20 protein-coding genes are annotated in these 23,298 nt (G+C 42.7%); 12 read left to right on the top strand and 8 right to left on the bottom strand.

The window, feature by feature from the left end:
- Positions 1-165: 165 nt before the first annotated feature.
- Together fahA and B3R91_RS06385 are read left to right on the top strand one after the other, a co-directional pair.
- On the top strand, positions 166-1,458 hold the full coding sequence (gene fahA / locus B3R91_RS06390; protein ID WP_286796903.1) for a fumarylacetoacetase: 1,293 nt from the start codon (positions 166-168) through the stop codon (positions 1,456-1,458).
- Positions 1,459-1,592: 134 nt separating this feature from the next.
- Positions 1,593-2,168 (top strand): VOC family protein, encoded by a 576-nt coding sequence (locus tag B3R91_RS06385; protein WP_286796898.1) that lies wholly within the window; start codon positions 1,593-1,595, stop codon positions 2,166-2,168.
- Between the two features lie 67 nt (positions 2,169-2,235).
- On the opposite strand, the gene B3R91_RS06380 is transcribed toward B3R91_RS06385, so the two are convergent.
- Positions 2,236-3,105, bottom strand: coding sequence for an IclR family transcriptional regulator (locus B3R91_RS06380; protein ID WP_286796897.1), 870 nt, complete (start codon positions 3,103-3,105; stop codon positions 2,236-2,238).
- A gap of 84 nt (positions 3,106-3,189) precedes the next feature.
- Between B3R91_RS06380 and maiA the strand changes: the two genes are divergently transcribed.
- The gene (gene maiA / locus B3R91_RS06375) at positions 3,190-3,837 is read left to right on the top strand and encodes a maleylacetoacetate isomerase (protein ID WP_286796896.1); all 648 of its coding nucleotides are present in this window, start codon (positions 3,190-3,192) and stop codon (positions 3,835-3,837) included.
- Positions 3,838-3,920: 83 nt separating this feature from the next.
- Here maiA and B3R91_RS06370 read toward each other — a convergent pair whose 3' ends face one another.
- The gene (locus B3R91_RS06370) at positions 3,921-4,166 is read right to left on the bottom strand and encodes a hypothetical protein (protein ID WP_286796895.1); all 246 of its coding nucleotides are present in this window, start codon (positions 4,164-4,166) and stop codon (positions 3,921-3,923) included.
- A gap of 359 nt (positions 4,167-4,525) precedes the next feature.
- On the opposite strand from B3R91_RS06370, the gene dinB reads away from it, so the two are divergent.
- From dinB to infA, 7 genes are all read left to right on the top strand, one after another.
- Positions 4,526-5,611 (top strand): DNA polymerase IV, encoded by a 1,086-nt coding sequence (gene dinB / locus B3R91_RS06365; protein WP_286796894.1) that lies wholly within the window; start codon positions 4,526-4,528, stop codon positions 5,609-5,611.
- 179 nt (positions 5,612-5,790) lie between these two features.
- The gene (gene queA / locus B3R91_RS06360) at positions 5,791-7,047 is read left to right on the top strand and encodes a tRNA preQ1(34) S-adenosylmethionine ribosyltransferase-isomerase QueA (protein ID WP_414707523.1); all 1,257 of its coding nucleotides are present in this window, start codon (positions 5,791-5,793) and stop codon (positions 7,045-7,047) included.
- Positions 7,048-7,165: 118 nt separating this feature from the next.
- Positions 7,166-8,980, top strand: coding sequence for a type IV pilus assembly protein FimV (locus tag B3R91_RS06355; RefSeq protein ID WP_286796893.1), 1,815 nt, complete (start codon positions 7,166-7,168; stop codon positions 8,978-8,980).
- Positions 8,981-9,037: 57 nt separating this feature from the next.
- Positions 9,038-10,702, top strand: a complete 1,665-nt coding sequence (locus B3R91_RS06350) for a FimV/HubP family polar landmark protein (RefSeq protein WP_286796892.1) — start codon at positions 9,038-9,040, stop codon at positions 10,700-10,702.
- 160 nt (positions 10,703-10,862) lie between these two features.
- On the top strand, positions 10,863-11,948 hold the full coding sequence (locus B3R91_RS06345; protein ID WP_414707524.1) for an asparaginase: 1,086 nt from the start codon (positions 10,863-10,865) through the stop codon (positions 11,946-11,948).
- Between the two features lie 37 nt (positions 11,949-11,985).
- Complete coding sequence (gene truA, locus B3R91_RS06340; protein WP_286796890.1) at positions 11,986-12,858, top strand: tRNA pseudouridine(38-40) synthase TruA; 873 nt, start codon at positions 11,986-11,988, stop codon at positions 12,856-12,858.
- Positions 12,859-13,000: 142 nt separating this feature from the next.
- Entirely contained in the window at positions 13,001-13,222 is a 222-nt protein-coding gene (infA, locus tag B3R91_RS06335; protein WP_021814850.1) for a translation initiation factor IF-1, read from the top strand.
- Positions 13,223-13,430: 208 nt separating this feature from the next.
- Here the strand turns inward: infA and B3R91_RS06330 are convergent, their stop codons facing one another.
- From B3R91_RS06330 to leuC, 6 genes are all read right to left on the bottom strand, one after another.
- Positions 13,431-14,534, bottom strand: a complete 1,104-nt coding sequence (locus tag B3R91_RS06330) for a L,D-transpeptidase family protein (protein WP_286796889.1) — start codon at positions 14,532-14,534, stop codon at positions 13,431-13,433.
- A gap of 422 nt (positions 14,535-14,956) precedes the next feature.
- Entirely contained in the window at positions 14,957-16,060 is a 1,104-nt protein-coding gene (gene leuB / locus B3R91_RS06325; protein ID WP_286796888.1) for a 3-isopropylmalate dehydrogenase, read from the bottom strand.
- Between the two features lie 172 nt (positions 16,061-16,232).
- Positions 16,233-16,991, bottom strand: a complete 759-nt coding sequence (locus B3R91_RS06320) for a hypothetical protein (RefSeq protein WP_286796887.1) — start codon at positions 16,989-16,991, stop codon at positions 16,233-16,235.
- Between the two features lie 157 nt (positions 16,992-17,148).
- Positions 17,149-17,799: a 3-isopropylmalate dehydratase small subunit gene (leuD, locus tag B3R91_RS06315; RefSeq protein ID WP_286796886.1), complete on the bottom strand. Its 651-nt coding sequence runs from the start codon at positions 17,797-17,799 to the stop codon at positions 17,149-17,151.
- Positions 17,800-17,846: 47 nt separating this feature from the next.
- On the bottom strand, positions 17,847-18,311 hold the full coding sequence (locus tag B3R91_RS06310; RefSeq protein WP_144296453.1) for a hypothetical protein: 465 nt from the start codon (positions 18,309-18,311) through the stop codon (positions 17,847-17,849).
- Positions 18,312-18,336: 25 nt separating this feature from the next.
- On the bottom strand, positions 18,337-19,755 hold the full coding sequence (gene leuC / locus B3R91_RS06305) for a 3-isopropylmalate dehydratase large subunit (RefSeq protein WP_286796885.1): 1,419 nt from the start codon (positions 19,753-19,755) through the stop codon (positions 18,337-18,339).
- A gap of 380 nt (positions 19,756-20,135) precedes the next feature.
- On the opposite strand from leuC, the gene B3R91_RS06300 reads away from it, so the two are divergent.
- A complete protein-coding gene (locus B3R91_RS06300; RefSeq protein ID WP_144296455.1) occupies positions 20,136-21,008 on the top strand; it encodes a LysR family transcriptional regulator in 873 nt (290 codons plus the stop codon).
- 515 nt (positions 21,009-21,523) lie between these two features.
- The gene (gene putP, locus B3R91_RS06295; RefSeq protein WP_191692492.1) at positions 21,524-23,023 is read left to right on the top strand and encodes a sodium/proline symporter PutP; all 1,500 of its coding nucleotides are present in this window, start codon (positions 21,524-21,526) and stop codon (positions 23,021-23,023) included.
- The last annotated feature ends 275 nt before the right edge of the window (positions 23,024-23,298 follow it).

Raw genomic sequence — 23,298 nt, 5'->3', positions numbered from 1 at the left:
TTATGATTCAGCCTTTTTTTATGTCTGCCACTTTCTAAAAAACTGTATAAAAAACACTGCACAAAAAACCTTGCAATCTATTTGGCTATAAATTACATTATACGTAAATAGTTAATTATAACGTAATTCAATACACGCTTTAGCAAGGAGCACCTCATGTCAACGATTGACAAAAACCTCACCTCATTTATCGATATTGCCGCCGATTCTGACTTCTCTATTCATAACCTGCCTTATGGTATTTTTAGTGATGCTAAAGACGTTACTGGTAATAACAATCGTCGCGCAGGTGTTGCTATTGGCGAGCACGTTTTAGACTTATCAATACTCGAAGCAGAAGGTTTATTAAGTTTGGCAGGCGGCCCCTATTTTGATCAGCCAACCCTAAACGCCTTTATTGACTCTGGTCGCGACAACTGGACCAAGGCGCGCACCTCCATTCAAACGCTGTTGTCTGCTGATAGTGACGCACTGCGCGACAACAAAGACTTGCAGGCAAAAGCGCTGTTTAAGCAAGCAGACGTCACCATGCATCTGCCTGTTCACGTACCAGGCTTTACCGATTTTTACTCATCTAAAGAACACGCGACCAACGTCGGCACTATGTTCCGTGACCCAAAGAACGCTCTACTAGCTAACTGGACTGAAATGCCAGTCGGTTACAACGGCCGCGCCAGTACCGTCATCGTTAGTGGCACCGATGTGATACGCCCATCAGGTCAGCTAAAGCCCAATCCTGATGAACGTCCTATTTTCTCGCCTTGTAAGCGTCTAGATTTTGAGCTTGAAACCGCCTTTGTCGTTGGTCGCGGCAATGATATCGGTCAACCGATCACAGTCGATGCAGCCACGGATCATATCTTTGGCATGGTTTTGCTCAACGATTGGTCAGCTCGCGACATTCAAAAATGGGAATACGTACCTTTAGGCCCCTTTAATGCCAAGACCTTTGCCTCTGAGGTATCTCCTTGGATTGTGACCATGGATGCGTTAGCACCTTTTAAGACTGCATGCCCAACGCAAGAACCAGAACCACTGGCTTATCTCAATGAAAAAGACAGTAACAATAGCTTTGATATCAATTTATCAGTCGAGCTGTTGCCTGAGAATAGCGATGAAGCAACGGTAGTTTGTGAGACCAACTTTAAATATATGTATTGGTCAATGGCGCAGCAGCTTACCCACCACACCATCACTGGTTGTAAAGTAGAAGTTGGTGACATGATGGGTTCAGGGACGATTTCGGGACCGACGCCAGACTCTTATGGTTCAATGTTAGAGATTGCTTGGAATGCCACCAAACCCGTCACTTTAAAAGGCGGCGAGACGCGCAGCTTTATCGAAGATGGCGATACCGTGATTATGAAAGGCTATAGCGAAAAAGACGGCATTCGTGTTGGCTTTGGTGAAGTACGCGGCAAAGTACTGCCTGCGCTTAGCTTTGATTTTGACGAATAGGCCTATTTCATAAAGTAATTACAAATCAGACAAGCGTAAAAAAATTACTTAGGCTGTTAGACAATTATCACCACTTAGTTTAGCGAAGTGCTGGCAGCCAATTAAGTTGGACGCTTTATCAAAAGGAGTTTGATATGAGTTTTAAAATTGAAAAAATCCATCACGTGGCCTATCGCTGCAAGGATGCTAAAGAAACCGTTGAATGGTATAAAAAATATCTCAATATGGATTTTATCTTAGCATTCGCTGAGGACCATGTCCCCTCGACCAAAGCCTTTGACCCTTATATGCATGTATTTTTAGATGCCGGTAATGGCAATGTCTTGGCGTTTTTTGAAGTACCCAATCAGCCTGAAATGGGCTTTGACCCCAATACGCCAAACTGGGTGCAACACTTAGCCATGAAGGTAAAAGACCGCAATGCGTTAATGGCTGCAAAAAAGCATTTAGAAGAAAATGGCATCGACGTAGTCGGCGTGACCAATCACGGTATTTTTCATTCTATCTATTTCTTTGATCCTAGTGGCCATCGTATGGAACTTACCTACGATGATAGTACCTCAGAAGAAAAAGTCTCGATGATTACAGAAGAGATAAAACATGAGATGCTAGATGAATGGTCGCGCACCAAACGTGCGCCCGTTCATACGCAGTTTTTACATGCAGAAGAACTCGCTGAAGCAAGAGACGTGGCGCCCGTTGGTGAGTAACAGCGTCAATTTATGCAATAGTTAAAACTTACTTTATTCAGTAGTTAAGTTAAATAGCAAGTTTTGACTAGGCTATTTGATAGCGTCGTGCAATGGCTAGTATCTGCTCAACCACGTTATGTTGCTCATTCATTGGTAACTGCTCGGTGGTACCAATGATAGTAATAGCATATTCTAATGGCAAGCTTTCAGCAGATGGTTTGTCATTAGCCGTTAGCTGATTATTGCTAAGCGGCTGATTAGTGGTCGAGGTGTTGATTTCTAGTTGCGGCACAAGCACTGGAATGGTAATGGCATTAATCCCCATTAACATATCGCCGGTAACTGTGGCATAGCCTTGGGTACGAATGTTGGCGCGCAACTGGTTAAAATCCTGCCATCGCTCTGCGATAATGGTTTTATCATTTGTCTGCCATTCAGTGATAACCAATGGCTTAATAATCGTTTCTGGCTGATAACTGGCAAACAGTTGCCCTGTTGCCGACGTCGTCAAAGGCATACGTGAACCGATACGAGTGATGATACTAATCGGGCTGTCTGGCTCAACCGATTGAATGATAATCGGACCTTCGCTAAACCATTTGGCAATTTGAACCGCACAGTTTACCGTGTCTTTAATCTCTGTTGCCACATGCGTCAGGCGCTCTAATAGGTTGTGTTGATTGAAGTCCGCATGCCCAAGCAAATTTCCTCGAGCGCCAAGCCCATAACGCCCATCACTGAGCTTACGTGCATAATTTTTACGAATAAGACTGACCAAGTAGCGATGACACTTTGCTGGATGCATCTGTACAGCTTGAGCGATATCTTTTAACATCATAGGCTTATTTTGATCGATAAGAACATCTAACACCGACAATCCAACCTCAAGTGACTGCACGCCACCTTGGTTTTTATTGCTAGTAGGATTGTCTGTCAGGTTTTCAGATACGGGCATGTTTTGCTCAATTAATTATTTACTTTATCAATAATTATACCCATTTATATAACCAACAAGACAACATAATAAAAGGAATAAATAATGATGACACTTTATGGCTATTTTCGCAGCAGTACGTCTTACCGTACGCGTATCGCGATGAACCTAAAAGGCTTAGATTATGACTATATTGCGGTTAATTTGGCGCAAGATGAACAATTAAAAAACGAATTTTTAGCACTTAATCCTCAAGGGTTGGTGCCTGTTTTACAAGCCGATGATTTGCTGTTATTTCAAAGTCCGGCTATTTTAGAGTGGTTGGAAGAGGTTTATCCTAAAAATCCATTATTGCCTAAAGACGCTGCGGGGCGCATGCAAGTACGGGCGTTAAGCGCAATGATTGGTTGTGATATTCATCCGCTTAATAACCGCCGTGTTTTACAATATTTACGCAATGAGCTGTCGGTAGATGAGGCTGAGGTCATAAAATGGTGTAATCGCTGGATAAGTGAGGGTTTTGCTGCGTTAGAAAAACGCTTGGTCGCTGACAAAACTCGCGGGAAATTTTGCTACGGTGACAGCCCGACCTTTGCAGATTGCTATTTGATCCCGCAAGTTTCTTCGGCGCGGCGCTTTGAAGTGGACTTAAATCCTTATCCAAATATTGTCCAAATCGACGCCCATTGCCACACGCTAAAAGCCTTTTCTGACGCCGACCCTATGCAGCAACCTGATGCACCAAATGCTTAGCCTCAGAGAAACAACCTCTAAAAAAGGACTGCCCTTAATTTAGAGGTTATTAAATAGAGATAGCTTTCTATTTATATCACTGCTCAAATTTTCATCTCTTTTTGCGTGACCGCTACTATCTTAATAGGTACCGCACATAGCCATGACATGCCGCCACTACAATAAAAGCAGCCATTTTTAAATGACACGATATAGGCGGTAAAATCATTACCACATTGATCCTTTATCGCCTGCTCATCACTTTCATCATCGACCGCACACCATACTCGCTTATTACCTCGTTTAAGTAGCGCGCGGGTTAAATCGCTCCCTTTTAGCTCATTATTCATACCAAGCTCCTCAGCTATCCTACTTTAGCATTACTTAATCCATAAGAATGACGCAAGCTCTAACAACTTCCTATTTTATTCAAAAAAATACAACATGGGTCGTTAAATTAATTAACAACTCTTTATTTTTATAGAAACTCTAGTGTAGAACTTTAGTAGCAAAACTGTAACATAGAAAGCAGCATTCCCGACAGACGGTATGTATTTAAGGACGAGCGGTATAAATTTATACTTTTTTACAATATGCGCCTTATTCAAGAATAAGTAAAATAATGAGCCTAAAATTAAGCTCAGTCTTTTATAATTTCTATTAGCAATAGAGGCTAAAACTCATAATAAAATCAGGTAAAATAGTGGTTATGACCGCTCTTATTCAACCTACCCCTCGTAAAATTATTCATATCGATATGGATGCTTTTTATGCCAGTGTGGAACAACGCGACTTTCCTGAACTGCGCGGCAAGCCCTTAGTCGTTGGCGGAGATCCAAATGGTCGCGGCGTGGTTGCGGCGGCAAGCTATGAGGTGCGTCAGTTTGGTGTACGCTCCGCCATGTCGTGTTATGAGGCGCGTAAACGTTGCCCAGATGTCATATTTGTGCAGCCGCGTTTTGATGTCTACCGCGCGGTCAGTCAAGATATTCGCCGTATTATGCACCGTTTAACGCCGCAAGTTGAACCATTATCGTTAGATGAAGCCTATCTTGATGTGACAGGATTGAGCGTACATCAAGGCTCAGCCACGCTAATGGCAAATTGGCTACGGGCACAGATTTTAGTGCAGACGGGGCTTAATGCCTCTGCAGGCGTGTCGTTTAATAAAATGCTCGCCAAGATTGCTTCTGATATTAACAAACCTAATGGTACGGCAGTTATCACGCCAGCGGAGGCCGACGCCTTTATTAGCGCGTTGCCCATTGAGCGTTTTCACGGTATTGGTAAAGCGACTGCTCGGCGCTTGCATGCGATGGGTATCAGTAATGGCGCTGATCTACGACGCACGCCCGCGGCACTATTGGTCAATGAATTTGGCAAGCGCGGTCAGTTTTATCACGACATCGCTCATGGCCGTGACGAACGCCCCGTTAAATCACAGCGTACGCACAAGTCGGTTGGCTCTGAGACGACTTTTAGGGATAATTTGAATCACGATGACGAGCTACGCAGACAAATCTATGAGCAAAATACCGACGCCTTTAATCAGTTACGCAAAAAACAGCTCATCGCCTATACCATTACCCTTAAAATAAAATACGCTGACTTTACTCAGGTTACGCGCTCACATACCTTATCTACCGCTTTTGATAGTGCCGAATCTGCCCATTACTGGCTCGATAAGTTGTTTTCAGATATTCCGCGCTTACTACCTATTAGGCTTGTCGGGGTGACGTTTTCTTCATTGATGCCTGCTACCCAAATTTTGCCACAGTTAGATTTGTTTGAATAATGGCACTTTACTTGACTTGCAAAGATAAAGATAAATTTTAAGGACTCAATAACTATTACTTAGGCTATTTAATTTATTTTTAGCTTTAATATGAACGGTAGCAGCTGAGGAAAACGTTCTTTCATATCTGCATTTCTGCTACAATTACCGCAAAATCTCCATCTACTGAAAGACTGACTATGACTGATTCTCAACCTGTAAACTTAGATATGACTTGCACCGATACTGCTGACAAAAATCTTGACAAGAGCAGCGTTAAAAACACTAATAAGATGCTAGATAAAAATGCTGAAACTTTAGAATATCTAAGTGTTGATGATTATGATTATGAACTGCCGGACAGCTTAATTGCCCGTTATCCTTTAGCGCAGCGTTCGGCGTCAAAATTACTATATTTAGCCACTAATCAGCAGAAAGATAGCGACAGCCAGATTATAGACAAACAATTCTCTGAGCTGCCCGATCTGCTAAATGCGGGCGATTTAATTGTCTTTAACGACACCAAAGTCATGAAAGCGCGCTTGTTCGGGCAAAAAGACACGGGCGGTAAGATCGAAGTGCTGATTGAGCGTTTGGTTAACATTTCAGATTTAGATAGCACAGTCTTACAGCTAGAAACGACAGATGGCAAGAGCATTGACCAAGAGCATATCGCCCTTTGTCATGTTAAAGCCAGTAAAGCACCTAAGCTTGGGCAACGGCTAGAGATTGCTGATGGTCATATGCAGGCTGTGGTCATAGGTCGTCAAGAAAACTTATTTATCTTAGCTTTTGAAGCGCTGATTTTGCCAGATTTAGAGCGTTATGGTGAGCTGCCTATTCCGCCCTACTTTGAGCGCCACGCCGATGCGACTGACAATACCCGTTATCAGACCGTTTTTCATGATCCAGCCAAACTTGCCAGCGTTGCTGCACCGACGGCCAGCTTGCATTTTGATAAATTCGTCCTAGATAAGCTGGCTGCTAAAGGCATTCATACTGCTTTTGTTACCTTGCATGTAGGGGCTGGTACGTTTGCGCCAGTCAAAACCGACAACTTACTCAATCACACCATGCATAGCGAATACGCTCATCTGCCTCAAGTTACCGCCGACCTCATCAACCAAACCCATGCTAATGGCAAACAGGTAATTGCAATAGGCACGACAGTGACGCGCGTCCTTGAGACCGCTTATCAAAAAACAGCGGTTAATGGACAAGCGCTTTCTAGCTGGGCGGGCGATACTGATATCTTTATTTATCCTGGGTTCAGATTTGGTGTGATAGATAAACTGCTTACGAATTTTCATTTACCAAAGTCTACGTTACTCATGTTAGTGTCTGCATTTGCAGGTAAAGCCCCGATTGAACAAGCTTACCAACATGCCATTAATAACTACTATCGATTTTTTAGCTACGGCGACGCCATGTTACTTGATAAAAAAATAAAAGCGTAAGCGCAAACACTAAACAAACAATAAATATATTGTTTATAACGGCGGCGAAATAAACTGGTAAACTAAACGCTATTTTGTTATAACAACATAGTTAATACTTATTTTTAAAGGGCTGCATATGTCTTGTCATTTACCTCATCGCCTGACTACGATACATCGCTCAGTATCAATGGCGCTGCTTTATTCAATCAGTTATGCCGCCCTTATATCTAACGCCCAAGCGGCTACCATGGGTAAGACTGTCATTACCTCAGCTCAGCATGAACCTTTATCAGCCAGTATTGTTGTTAATGACATTCAAACCCCTGATTTCTCCGCGAGTTTAGCTGACCCTACCCTTTATCAGCAAATGGGTTTGACTCCAACAGATTCAATGACGGTTCGTTTTCAGCCTACTTCAGCTACCAGTGGGCAGGTCTTTATTACGACCACAAAACCTGTCTCTAAACCTTTTGCCGATATAGTGCTAACCATTAATGATGGTGCGCAGCGTAGCGTTATCCCTAAAACATTGCTTATGCCGCTCGATGGCAGCTTGTCCATCAATCCTTCAAAAAATAGTGTGACAGCAGCAAGCAAACTTAATCTACCGACTGTTTCTCCTACTAACGCGCAACCATTAACAGTGAGAAAAGGCAATCCGCCTCCATTATTACCCGTCTCTAAGACTCCACCCACTCAATTGCTGGCTTCAAAGCCAAGAGCTATAGAAACCTCTGTCCCTAGCATTCAACTACCGAGCAGCCAAGCCTCGGCATCTCAAGTTAGTAATACTCAGGCGCTTACAGCAACCAGTTTATCGCCAGTCAGAACGATGACGCAAAATAACGCAACGACTTCTCCTGTCAATCGTTTGAATAATCATGCCGATATAAATAAAGCGCTTACAAACAAAAATGTAGCTATGCAGACAAACACCACGCCAAACCCAACTGTTGCTTTAGACAACCATAAAACTGCGCCAATGAATGAGCAAATATTTGATATTCTAAATGTAAAAATTACTCGTCAAATACAGCTTAAGAATAATAAAAACAACGATATTAGTAATAATGCCGTCATGGTCACTGCACCTACTACAGCCACGCCTTATAGCAATGTAGCAACCGATAAAAACAATACTGATAATATAATGACTACGACTGCTCTTTTAAATAAAGCACCGTCTAGGGACGTTTCTTACAGTAATGCTTCCACAAACCAAATCGCATCAAAACCTAATATCCTGACAACTGAGCCTTCTATAAAAACGGTCTCTTTAGGCTTAGTAAATACCGCAGCGAATAATGATAATAACTCCAAGATTACCTATACGGTACAACGCAACGATAACTTATGGGTTATTGCCCAGCAAATCGCAGAAAAAAACAATCTTGACGTTCAAACCGTGATGAGTGAGATTCAAGCGCAAAACCCGAAAGCTTTTATTAATAAAAATGCCAATCAGCTCAAGGCCGATGCGGAGTTAAGCCTACCTAAATACGATGTCGTGCCGTCGCAAAAAAAGATACAGACAGCCATCAGCGAACAAAGAAAGCATAGTAGAAAAGCAAATACGCCTGTCATCAAAAAGGATACTATTTCGAAAGCTGCATCCAAAGCACAAACTGAGAAAGCTCAAGCAGCAAAACGCAATGAGACGCCCGCTATAAAGAAAACGCAGAAGCTACCAACCGCCCAGTTTTCTGTGCTCGCTCCTGGTCACGACGGTAGCGCCGATGGCACTAAGGCTAAGGCAGGTATGGCAACGGGCAATGGCCTTAGTACAGACGTATTAGATATTCTTAAGTCATCAAGACAAAGTACCGCAGACCAAGCACAACGTTTATCAAAGACCAACGCTACACTTGGCAGTTATACTAAAAAACTGCAATTACAAAACCAAAAACTGGCGGAGCTACAAGCTCGTCTCGAAAAATTACGCAATCAATAGTCGCCTAACTGATTAACATACTATACTGAAATAGTGATCATGAGCGCAGGAGTAACTATGGACTACATGCTATATATTATCGCCGGATTGGTATTTATTGTACTAATAGCGGTATTAGTTATGCGCAAAAACAAAGCGCAAAAACCAACTGAGCAGCCAAGCTTCAAAGCAGATAAAGCTGCAACTTTACCGAAACATACTGCCGTTAAAGGTACTAATACTCAAGCTAATGTCAATAGTGATAAGCGATTTGATCATATTGAGATAGCACAGCGTTTTATGGAGCAACAGCGCTATGATAAAGCCATTGAAACTCTCAATCGTGGTCTCGCTGAAAAACCAAATGATAGCCAGCTAACTCTAAAGCTTCTAGCAGTATACGCAACAATAGACGAGTCTGATAACTTTAATAAAGTCTATGATTCCATTAAAACGCATGGTGATGCCAAAAGCATCGCTCAGGCTGATGACTTAAAAGCATTGCTGACGGAAGAACAAAACCAAGCGGCTGAACGTGCCTTGCCTGCTGATAACAATCTAGATACTGGCTTTGAAAGTATCGATTTTGATTTGCCAGCGAACAAAATTGAGAATAACGAGCCAACTATTGATCCTAGTCTTAATGAACAAGCGGTCACTCATAACGAATATAAAAATGATTTAGCCGCTAGCTCAGATAGCACGTTAGAAACTTCTAATGATTTCAATGATAGCCAGCAAGATTTCGTCCTCAGTTTAGACGACTTAGAACAAGATATTGATGAGCCAGCTGCTACTAGTGCCGCACCTGTCATTGATCTAGATATTGCCGATGCAGAAAGCTTATCAATGTCGACGGTCAGCAGCGCAAATGACAACAAGAGCGATAGTGAGCTGGATTTTGACTTCGACTTAGCAGAACAGGATAATACTGCGTCAGAAACCAATGCGTCTTTGTCTAAAGATAATTTAAACAACGCTGATGATGAAATAACATTAGATGATGAAGATTTTGTCTTAGATTTAGCAGACTTAGAGCTAGATACGAGCGAAACTAATATGAGTCTTAATGATGAGTCTATGACAGACGTCAGCTCATTAGAAGATGATCTTACTTTATCTCTCGATAGTATAGATGATAATAACGACACACCTGTTGAAACAGAAGCATTATCAGATGAAACTTCTGCTGTTATTGATGATAGCTTGAATGATCTTGAATTTGACAACTTTGTTCTTGAAGACCATCCATCAGAGAATAACCATGTTTTGGAAAGCAATAGCATCGATGAGCTTAGTTTCGCAGATGTGGATACGACAGACAATCAAACGAACGAAACAGTAGCTTCTAGTAACGCGCCAACTACTGACAGGTTCGATGACAATACTTTAATCGATGATGATTTTGACTTTGACTCTTTATCCATTGCCCCAACAGCGACGACACCGGTTGAAGTTGAAAACGATTATGATGTCAGTAGTGATATCAATACCACTGATACGCTAGATAACGTTACTATTGAGACTGAAGTTGAAGCCACAGAGGAATTTTCATCACGTTTTGCGGCGGACTTTGATTTTGTTAAAACGTTAGACAGCAATCAAGTCACCTTAGACTTAGCCAGTCAATACGTACAATTGGGTGAATATGATAGTGCCAAACGTTTACTTACTGAGGTCATTAACCAAGGTAATAGCGAGCAGCAGAGCCAAGCGCAAGCACTACTAGATCGCACTGCATAAAAAGTAGCGTTTTCTTTCATCAGCAAGTATTCTATTAGCATAAGAATACTTGCTGATTTTTTTTGCAGTTAGCTTTTCTACTATTTAACGTGCTAAATTACTCGTATCATCACCTTTTCCACCACTCCTTGATTGTACCCCTACTATGCCCTCTTCCGCTATGATAAAAACACTTTCTACCCCTATTCAACTCATTTACGCTGGCGGCACTTTTGGCAGTTATGGACGTCCATTAGCGCCATTATCAGCAGACGTTTTTTTGCCAACGCTGCAACAATTATTGGCTGAACACAATGCAGCTACGCACCTAACGCCCGTATCTTGGTTAAATAACGATCTTATTAAAGACAGCAGCCAACTTACCCCTCACGATTTTATTCATTTTTATCGGCTATTATTATCGGCTTATGCACAAGGCCATAAACGCTTTGTTTTAATTACTGGTACAGACACCTTGAGTTATTTAGGGGCTTTTTTGGCTGAGGCTTTTGCTGGCAGCGATATTTGCGTTGTTGTTACGGGTAGCATGCGCCCCTTACTCGATAGTGAGGTACTAGATGCTTATACGATTGATACCCATAGCGACGCTTGGGACAACCTCACTGACGCATTAAAACTGGCGGCAGCTGGTGAGTCAGGCGTGAAGATTAGCTTTGGCGGCGAATCATGGCCTGCACAAACCGTGCAAAAAATTCATAGCCATGACTTTATGGCGTTTACCGGTCACTCACGAGCGGCATATCCGGCCAATAGTTATATCAAAAACTTACCAGATACCCGCCGCCAGCATTGGCTAGATGATCAGCAAGCACTGGTCAGCACTATCGAAGCTCGGGCGGAGCAAGCACGCGTTCACGCTTTATATTGTTTGCCAAATGATACGGACGTTTTAAACAATCAGTTGCGTGCCTTATTATCACAGCCGCCTTGTGGCATTATTTTATTAGGTTTTGGCTCTGGTAATGTACCTTACTCGCCAGCTTTAGCAGAAACATTGCAACTGGCTTATGAAAAAGGTCACATGCTGATATGTGCCAGTCAATGCCCGTTTGGCGGCGTTAGTGACACTTATGCGGCGGGCAGTTGGCAATACGATTATCACGTGATTGCCGGCGGCCGCTTAACCATTCCCGCAATTTATGCGCGCTTGCTATGGCTATTGCTGCGTTATGATACCCCAGCAAGACGGCGTCAGCGTTGGTTAAATAATGTCAATCAGGCCGGTATTACTATCAAGAAACGCTAAATAACTATTCACTGTTTATCACTCTATAAGCTTTAACATGACAATACCTGAGATCGAAAACATCAAAAATGACAACATTAAAACTCAAACCGCAACTGAAAACCAAGCAACTTACACCTTAGCCATTGCCATCGAGTTTTTAGGTACAAATTATCATGGTTGGCAACGACAACGAGAAGTGCTTGGCGTCCAAGAAGCGTTAGAAACCGCTATCAGTAAGGTCGCCAATGAGCCAGTAGAAGTGGTAGCAGCGGGGCGTACGGATTCAAGCGTCCATGCCAGCAACATGATTGCGCATTTTGTCACTCATGCTTATCGCCCTACCCATAACTGGCTACGCGGCATCAATAGCTTATTACCCGATGATATTGCTCTGCGCTGGATACAACCGATGCCCGGTGACTTTCATGCGCGCTTTGGTGCTATTGCCCGCCGTTATCGCTATATCACCCTCAATCAAGCCCAGCGCCCTGCTATCTTAAATCATCAAGTGACCCACATTTATGAGCCGCTAGATTTGGCCGCCATGCAATTAGCAGCGGCTGATATTGCCGGTACTCATGATTTTAGTAGCTATCGTGCGGCCGCTTGTCAATCTAATCAGCCTATTCGCCATGTGAGTCACGCCAGACTATTTGCGCATGGGCAGTTTATCGTTTTTGATATCCAAGCGGATGGGTTTTTACATCATATGGTGCGCAATCTGATGGGCACACTCTACGCTATCGGCCGACATGAGTTGCCGCCAGCCGCCTTTTTAGATATTTTAGCTAAAAAAGACCGTACCATTGCTCCGCCGACCGCTTCTGGTGATGGCCTGTATTTTATAAATGCCTACTATCCTGAGCGCTTTCAACAGTTATTGCCACACGCGCCTTTGACGCCTGTTTGGCTTAACCTGCCTGATTAAATATTAAGCGGGCATCGTTAATACAAACAGACATACATATCACTTACAAGCTGTCAAGTAAAAATCAGGTTCTGTATTGCTTTAATCCGCTAACTTGCGTATAATATGGTCTTATTTTTAATTGATTGATAGATAAAAAATTATGGCAAAAGACGATATTATTGAATTTGAAGGCGAAGTCATCGACACCCTTCCAAATACGTTATTTAAAGTTCGCCTAGAAAACGGACACGAAATCATTGCGCACATTTCAGGTAAGATGCGTAAACACTATATTCGCATTTTAACTGGCGATAAAGTTAAGGTTGAGATGACGCCTTACGACCTATCAAAAGGTCGCATTACTTACCGTGGTAAAAACTAAATTTTTATTACCTAAAGTGGTTATAACTGCATTGATATCAATGTTTGAGTGGTTTAACTGATAATAATAATGATATTGCTAACCTACTCATTATTACCTAGCGAATTTTAGTGTTCTAATATCAGTTTTTTGCTTTTACCATAAAAAATACCGCTAAATTTCAGCGGTATTTTTTTGTCTGCGTTTTATGAAATAATTAAACGTTGAGTTATTTGAACTCGACAGTGGCATCGTTCTTGATAACACCTAATAGGCTCAGTGCATCCCAGTTAGTGAGGCGAACACAACCTGCTGATGCCTGACGACTGATACGTTCAGGATCGGGTGATCCATGAATGCCATACGATGGTTTGCTAAGGCCAATCCATACCACACCAACGGGATTGTTAGGGCCTGGCGGAATGATAGACTTACTACCATCGTCACCCGTATAGGTATAGTTAGGCTCATGCACTTTTACTTCTACTGTATGCGTACCTGTTGGTGAGGGCGTTGCAGTACTGCCTACCGTGGTCGGATAACTGGCAATTAAATTATTTTTATCGTCATAAGCATACAACGTTTCGGTTGCTTTATCAGCAACGACACGGCTCACAGGCTTGGTATTAGGATTGCCCGGGTTATAAACAGTAATGGTTTCGCCGGCGCTGAATTTAGCATTAGGATTGAGCGCTTTAAGATATTTTTCGCTCATATGGAACTTTTCTGCTAAGCCTTCCGTCACGCTTTCATAATACATGCCATCGAGCTTGGCTTTGGCTTCTGCGCCAGCGGGAATGGTGGTGGTTTTGATATTAACGTCATCTTCGCTCAGCTGATAACGAACCAATACTGGCTGTGTCGTTAGTTTTTCATTTTTAGTCAATGCTTGCCAAGTCTCGTTATTTAAATTATCAGTTACCGTCAAGCCATTGGCTTTTTGAAACGCTTGCATGGCTTTGATGGTGTTCTTACCCCAATAGCCATCGACAGAGCCTACGCCATTTTGGTTCCAGTTTAATAGAGCTTGCAGCTTGGTAGTAGTATCACGATCTCTCTTCATTCCTTGTTTCCAAGTAGCACTATTTACCTTTTGCGCCTGCACTGGCAGATTTTCAGTTGTATATTTAATCGTTGGTAAGTACTTATTTAATGACGTCGCTGCTTTACTATTACCGGTAAATTTTTGACTGACGCCGTTGGTTACTGGGCTAACATCTTTAATATTGTCAGTTTTAGTATGGTCAGTGGCAGCAAAGCTTGGACTCATCACTAAAGCCGCCGATAAACCCAGTGCTGCTAATGCGCTAGTAATTTTTGTTACTTGATACATGTAAAACTCCTAGAATTTTTATTGGTATTGTTCTTATTAGAATTTAATGAAAAATTGCCTATCAAGACCCTTTGTTTATAAATATTTTATTTAGACCTTAATGGTTTCTAGATTATTATGATGTCAGACAAAAATAATGCAGATAAACAATCTCTACTTTAATAGGCTAATGAGCTATTTATAGTGACAGATCGGCGTGTGAGGATATAACAGCTTTGTGTTAATTAAACCTATATCCTGCGGTAGCTGTGTTAAAAAAAGGCTTTTTTTGCGACTATTTGAGTAAGTGTGTTACCTTCCATAAATGCGCCGTATAGGCATAAAAAAACCCATAACTTGCTTAGCAAATTATGGGTATATCATTCTTAAGCTTTAAAACGAGTAGGATGTAGAAATATCAGCTTCTATTAAAGCGGTATTCATTAGGCCAATTTTGCCAAAACCGCCTGCCCCATCTCTTTACAGCCTACTTGTTTAAGCCCCGTCTCACTACGATCGAGAATATCAATGGTACGTAAGCCATCGTCAAGCACTTCACTGACCGCTTGCTCAATTGCTTGTGCCGCGGTTTCTTGTTTAAAGGTATAACGCAGCATCATCGCCACCGATAAAATGGTCGCCAATGGATTGGCTTTATCTTGACCGGCGATATCAGGCGCTGAACCGTGGCAAGGCTCATACATACCTTTACCCGCCTCATCAAGACTCGCCGATGGCAGCATACCGATAGAACCAGTCAGCATCGCCGCTTCATCAGATAAAATATCACCAAACATGTTGCCCGTGACCATGACATCAAACTGTTTAGGATCTTTAATCAGCTGCATACAAGCATTGTCCGCATACATATGCGATAACGCTACGTCATCATAATCCGCTTGCTGCATCTCAATCATCGTCTGCTTCCACAGCTCGGTGACTTCTAAGACATTGGCTTTATCGATTGAGCAAACCTTGGCGGGCGTACCGGCTGCTTGTGCGCGGGTTTTTGCCAACTCAAAAGCAACTTTACCGATACGCTGAATTTCACTGGTGCTATAAACCATGGTGTTATAGCCTTGCTGCTCGCCATTTTCTAGGGTACGAATACCGCGCGGCTCGCCAAAATAAATACCGCCAGTCAATTCACGAACGATTAACAAGTCCAAACCTGAGATAATTTCAGGCTTGATGCTTGAAGCATTAGCAAGCTGCGGATAGAGTTTAGCCACACGCAGATTGGCAAACAAACCAAGCTCGCTACGAATTTTCAGCAGACCACGTTCAGGACGTTTTCTACGTTCGATACCATCCCACTTAGGACCACCCACAGCACCTAGTAACACAGCATCTGCTGCGCGCGCACGTTGGAGCGTTTCTTCTGGTAACGGTTCACCCGTTGCATCAACCGCCACACCGCCAATTAATCCAGATTCTAGGGTCAAACCTAAAGCGAACTTATCATTGACAGCATTTAGCACATCAATGGCTTGAGTCATGATTTCAGGGCCGATGCCATCGCCTGCTAATGTTAAAATCGTTGCCATACTAATCCTTGTGGGTAAATGGGGAAATAAGTTGTTGTTTATGGTATTGCTAGCTTATGGTATTGCTAGCAGGCTTACATAGCCTGTTAAAAAACGACTTCTTGGGCAATGAGCTGCGCAAGAAGTCAGAGTCTATCGTCGATAGTTAGTACCGTTTTCTATTCAATTTTATCTAGCCTGCTTTGGTTTTCACTTTATTTTTCGCTGCTGATGGCGTTTGAGCAGGCGCAACCTTAACCACACGCGTTTCTACAAACTCTCCTTGGTGCTCAGCCCCCATCTCTTTACAAAAACGGCGCTTTACGCTGTTGCCTTGATAAAGATCGACACACAATGGCTCTGGAGAAGCCGTTTCTAACAAGCTACCTGAATTTGCGTCAGATTTTTTTTGGTAAGCACGCAGCTGATACGTACCTTCTTCCATAAAGTCGTGAATCATCGCAAAACGCTCAACGTAGCCCAAATTATTTTCTGGATAAAAATTAATCTGTACTTCGCGCTTCGCAGGTGTGACTCGCGCATAATAATTGGTAAGCCCAGGCATAGCAGACGCGGATAAGGGGACAATTTTAATGGCGTTTTTATGGCTCAGCGGCGTCATATCCATCGCAATGGGCGCGGAGACCTGCTTACTGCCGGCACGACTTTTGCCATTTGCCTCTTCTGTCTTGACTAGCATAGTGGGATTGATCGGCTCATGAGTCTCACTGCTTATAATGCGTGTCTGATCAATGCGCGCTATTTCACAATGATACGTTCCCACGCAGGCGATATTTACTTCACCAGCGACGGGTTTTATTTTGCCTGTCCACGCTTTGGCATTCTCTGCCGAGTCTATCTGCTGATAACCCGTCAACAATTGACAGCCAGATAATAATAAGCTTGCGGCAAGAGCCGTGCCTGTCCATACAGCAAAACGTGTTTTATTCATAATGGCGTCTACTATTTATAAGGAAGAAAATACAATAAGGTAAAAAATAGATTGCCATTCATTTTAGCCACTTAATGCCCATAACTCAACGCTGTATTAGCGCTGAGCTCTTTTTTATGTCGATTAAAATGTTCATATGAAGCGTTTTTATCAAAGACTAAGCTCTGACCTCATTGAATATCCAAGGCGTTTTTTGCATCATTTTATGCTCATATTCTTTGATGGCATCGCTTTGCTGCAAAGTCAGCCCGATATCGTCAAGACCATTGAGCAAACAATGCTTACGAAACTCATCGACCTCAAAAGCGTACTCTTCTCCGCTTGGGGTGATGACCACTTGGCGCTCAAGATCGGCAGTTAATTCATAGCCTTCATTGGCGAGCGTCGCTTTCATCAAAGTATCGACGATGGCTTCATCTAAAACGATTGGGAGCATGCCGTTTTTAAAGCAGTTATTATAAAAAATATCGGCAAAACTTGGCGCAATAATCGTACGAAAGCCATATTCTGAAAGTGCCCAAGGCGCATGCTCACGGCTTGAGCCACAGCCAAAGTTTCTGCGTGCCAGCAATATGGTAGCGCCTTGATAACGCGGCTGATTTAGAACGAAATCTGGATTAATCACGCGAGTGCTACTGTCTTGACCCGGATAGCCTTCATCAAGATAACGCCAGTCGTCAAATAGATTGACGCCAAAACCGGTACGCTTAATGGATTTTAAAAACTGTTTGGCGATAATTTGGTCGGTATCGACGTTTGCGCGATCTAATGGGCAAACGATACCCGTTTGAGTGTTATAAGCTTGCATAAGATTTCCTTAAAATATCGATTACTAACGTAAATTTTTTTGACGGTCTAATGAATCTTAAAAGAGCGTGCCATTTGTTTAACAATACTTGTCATTTTAGTTTTTTCGCTCTCAGGATAGTTCAGATGTAATACTGCTTCCTGACCATCCTTAACTTTAATAACATGATAAAAAACTTGACCGTCTTTTCTATAGCCGCTTACTGTATAGGTTTTATCTTTTAACAGCTCGTAAGTAACTGTCGTGCCTGTTTTATATCTATGCTGCTTCTCTTTTAGATAATCACTATCTGTATAAAAGAAGACAATTGGTGTATTACTCCCAAAGACCAAAATAGTGGCATTAGAATTGGGTAACTTAAAATGACGACCATCACCATTATCTGCCTCAGGCAACCATGTCAATTGATTTGGCACATCGACACAATAAGCAAATCTTCCATTACAGTAATCACGAGCCATCGCTAGCTGAGAGCTACCCAATAAGCAAAATAAAACAAACAGCATTTTCATTTTTATGCTCTATAGAAATGCAAAGTTAAAACGTACGCACATCGACAAAGTGACCGGCCAATGCTGCTGCTGCTGCCATTGCTGGGCTGACCAAATGCGTACGACCACCATTGCCCTGACGACCTTCAAAGTTACGGTTGGAGGTTGAGGCGCAATGCTCCCCTGGCTCTAGCTTATCGGCATTCATGGCAAGGCACATAGAACAGCCCGGCTCGCGCCATTCAAAACCTGCATCCGTGAACAAAGCATCCAAACCTTCTGCTTCTGCCTGCAATTTCACTTGCCCAGAACCTGCTACCACGATCGCTTCTTTAATATTATCGGCAACTTTCCGGCCTTTAATCACTGCTGCGGCATCACGTAAATCCTCGATACGTGAGTTAGTACATGAACCAATAAAAATACGATCAAGCTGGATATCAGTAATTTTTTGCCCAGCGTCTAAACCCATATAAGTATAAGCGCGTAACCAGCCTTCTTCTTGTGCTTCATCAACTGCTTGGTCAGGCGTTGGCACCGACTGGGTAATATCTACGACCATCTCAGGTGAGGTACCCCAAGATACTTGCGGCGCTATCTCGCTACCATCAATCTCAATCACGCTATCAAATACCGCATCATCATCTGAATACAGAGTGCGCCAATAAGCTTCGGCTTGCTCCCACTGCTCCTCGGTTGGCGCATAAGGACGACCTTTGACATACTCAATCGTCGTATCATCGACAGCAACCATGCCGACGCGTGCACCCGCTTCAATCGCCATATTACAGACGGTCATACGACCTTCCATGCTCATGTCTTCAAATACTTGCCCTGCAAACTCAATGGCGTACCCTGTCCCGCCTGCGGTGCCAATTTTGGCAATGATAGCAAGTACCACATCTTTTGAGGTCACGCCAGCGCCAAGCTTACCAGTGACTCGGATTTGCATGTTTTTTGATTTCTTTTGAATCAAACACTGAGTGGCTAGTACATGCTCAACTTCTGAGGTTCCGATACCATGCGCTAAGCAGCCAAGAGCGCCATGGGTAGCGGTATGCGAATCACCGCAAACCACCGTCATACCAGGCAAGACCAAGCCTTGTTCAGGACCGACTACGTGCAAGATACCTTGACGCGCATCATTAATGGTAAATTCAGCAATATCAAACTTGCTACAGTTTTCATCCAAGGTCAGCACTTGCAGACGCGATACTTTGTCTTTAATACCAGACACACCCTCTAAGCGCTCTTTGGTCACTGTTGGCACGTTGTGGTCCGGGCTTGCGATATTAGCCGACAGACGCCACGGCTCCCGATTGGCAAGCTCTAAACCTTCAAAGGCTTGCGGACTTGTCACTTCGTGCAGCAAATGGCGGTCGATATAAATTAGGCTCGAACCATCGTCACGCTTGGTGACTTCGTGAGCATTCCAAAGTTTGTCATATAACGTTTGACCGGCCATGTTGCTATCCTTTTATTTACTAATGACTAAATGGCTTATTACTTTATTAATGAAAGTATGACTTAATCTATTTGCTGGCGCACTTTAAGTTGCTGTTTACATCTAATATTTAATTAACCAGATATTTTATAAAGGCAAATATTTTATAATAATGACTATTTATGATGCTAAACGCCTGGTAAAACAAGTAATACGCCGTCAAAAATGCGCTTAACAGAATAAATATGTCACAATACGTCTTGATGTCTTGTGATTATAGCAGGCTAATCCTATAATAATAATTGATGATTTTTACATAGTCACAAACTTTTATTTCTAATTCATTTTGATTAGGCCAGCCAACTTTTAATTATAGCTCGCTACTAGCTAAGGACATCGGTGTGAATACCACAAATTTGACGACATTCGTCACGGTTATGCAAACAGGCAGCATTTCAGGTGCCGCAGAAAAGCTGTTTATCACTCAGCCTGCGGTCAGTAAACGTATTAAAAACTTAGAAGACGAATTTAACATCACCCTATTTGATACCGTCGGACGCGGTATTGTCCCGACGCAAGCGGCCAGTGAGATGTTGCCTCATGCCAAACGCTGGCTTGAAGATTATGAAAACTTTAAAATCAATCTCCAGCATTCGCAGCATATTGTCTCGGGCAAACTCGTTATCGGCACCAGCCACCATATTGGCTTGCACCATCTAGCCCCTGTGCTCAAGCATTTTATCCAAGCCTATCCTGCCGTGCAGTTAGAAGTGCATTTTGTCGATTCAGAAACGGCTCATAAAGCCGTGCTCGATGGCGATTTGTCACTCGCATTTTTAACCTTGCCACCCGTCTATGATAAACGCTTAACCTATCATACCTTGTGGTCAGATCCTCTTTACTTTATGACCGGCACGTTATCACCTTTGGCGACCAAGTCCAATGTGACGCTCGAGCAATTGGCGCGCTACCCTGCTATCTTACCGTCTGCCAATACCTTTACTAGCCAAATCACCTTAGCGGAATTTGCCAAGCATAATTTAAAACCTTATGCCACTATGAGCACTAATCCTTTAGAATCAATCCGCATGCTGGTTTCTGTCGGACTTGGTTGGTCAGTATTGCCGCAAACTATGGTCAGTCAGGATTTGGAACGTATCGATATGGCCGATAATATCGAATTACAGCGTTATTTGGGCGTGGTCATTAATCCAAAACTCACCCAATCTAGTAGCGTAACGGCTTTACTAGATTTGCTTGCGCCAATTGACTAAAGCTTTGGCAAGCGATTATATATTATTCGCTAATCAAGATATTTATTTGATAAATAGGCGCATTCGCATTTGTGTGACTCATACGTTATAATACATCTGACGTTGTTTAAATAACATAATTTTACCTGAAACTCACTGATAATCATATATTGAAGACTTCTAGTAATATATGATAGTAAGCAGTAGGTTTGATGGTTTTAAATGATTGGTTATATAAGCGGCTGATATTTATAAAGGATGATTTGATGCAAGTGAGAAGATAAGATTGCGTTACAAGTTTGCCGTTTGCATTTCATCACGACTTTGTAGGTATCAACCCATAACCACACCAATCATATAAAACTAACAGCAGATTTTGAATAAAAGCCATTATGTCCTACTTAATGGCTTTTTTCGTCTTTAGATTTTTTATCTTGAAATACGTTGAGATAGAGTTTTTAAGCAGCGTCTTGTAAGACTCAATTTTTCTCGTTAAAAATAATGACAGCCAACTATGTTGGTTAAGGACAGTTTATATGAACGGAGTTTCTAGTGGCGTGCTGATATCACTTGGCGCCTATTTCTTAGTGATGATTGGGATTGGCGTGTATGCTTATTTTAAGCAAGCCAATGATACTGAAGGCTATATGCTCGGTGGTCGTAGCCTAGGTCCTGCAGTCACCGCCTTATCAGCAGGTGCATCGGATATGTCGGGTTGGTTGCTCCTTGGGTTGCCCGGTGCGATGTACGCTGACGGCGTGGTCAGCGCTTGGATTGCCATTGGTTTGACCTTGGGTGCTTTTTTAAACTATATCATCGTGGCACCGCGTCTTCGCGTTTATACCGAAGTCGCTGACAACGCCATCACTCTACCCGATTATTTTGCCAACCGCTTTGAGGACAAATCGCATTTACTGCGGGTTATCTCAGCCGTGGTAATTATCTTATTCTTTACCGTCTATACCGCCGCAAGCTTGGTCGGTGGCGGTAAGCTCTTTGAAAGCTCGCTCAACCTCTCTTACAGTACAGGTCTGTGGGTGACCGCTGGCGTCGTCGTCGCTTATACGCTATTTGGAGGTTTCCTAGCAGTATCAATGACCGACTTTGTGCAAGGTATTATCATGCTCTTTGCCATGGTAATTGTCCCTATCGTTGCTTTGACTGACCTTGGTGGTGTAAGCGCAACGACCAATGCTATCAGAGCCATCGATCCAAGCATGCTCGATATCACAAGTGGCATGACAGCTTTAGGTATTATCTCCTTACTCGCTTGGGGCCTTGGTTATTTTGGTCAGCCGCATATTATCGTACGTTTTATGGCGATTCGTTCAGTGAAAGATGTGCCAACAGCACGTAATATCGGTATGAGCTGGATGATTATCAGCCTGATCGGTGCTTGTGTTACGGGTATCGCGGGCCGCGCCTATGTGCAAAAAACGGCGATGACGCTAGATGACCCTGAAACCATCTTTTTGGTATTCACGCAATTTTTGTTCCACCCACTTGTTTCAGGTTTCTTATTAGCGGCCATTTTAGCCGCAATTATGAGTACCATATCATCACAACTACTCGTGGTATCAAGCTCATTGACCAAAGACGTATATAAGCTTTTCTTTGATAGAGACGCTCCAGAAGCGCGTCAAGTATTGGTCGGACGTATCTCAGTTATTGTGGTGGCCGTTGTCGCTATTTTGCTGGCGTCTAATCCAGAAAGCTCGGTATTGAACTTAGTTTCTAATGCTTGGGCAGGGTTTGGTGCGGCATTTGGACCTTTGGTTATTTTCAGTCTGACATGGCGCGGCATGAACCGCAATGGCGCGGTCGCCGGTATGGTGGTTGGTGCATTGACCGTTATCCTGTGGGTCTATGGTCCTTTTGAGATGAATGGAGTGGCACTAAACAGTTGGTTATACGCTATCGTTCCAGGCTTTATCTTGAGTACCATCGCTATCTTTGCTGTCAGTATCATGACTGGTGGTCCAAGACCGTCAGTATCTGCGAAGTATAAAGAGATGGAAATGAACCTTAATAAATAAGTATTTTTTATCCATTATTGTATGATGGAAAAACCTCGCTATAATTAGCGAGGTTTTTTATTTCCTAATCAAATACTATAATATTCTTTCAATACTAATCAACAATATACCCTCAATTAGCGTAGTAAAAAAAGCGGGAGTAAGCGCTCCTCTACACCTCACAATCTGGTAGTTGTTCACCTTTAATTTAAAGTAGACACAACTTCATTGGAGAAGCTTTTATAGATTTTGTTTAACTTATACAGTAAGTAACCCCCAGTTCGGGATAAGCGCTC

Origin of the sequence: Psychrobacter sp. UBA6291, assembly GCF_002439405.1 — a bacterium.
Classification (GTDB): Bacteria; Pseudomonadota; Gammaproteobacteria; order Pseudomonadales; family Moraxellaceae; genus Psychrobacter; species Psychrobacter faecalis.
The sequence above is the reverse complement of the archived record's forward strand: the minus strand, read 5'-3'. Positions and strand labels throughout refer to the sequence as shown.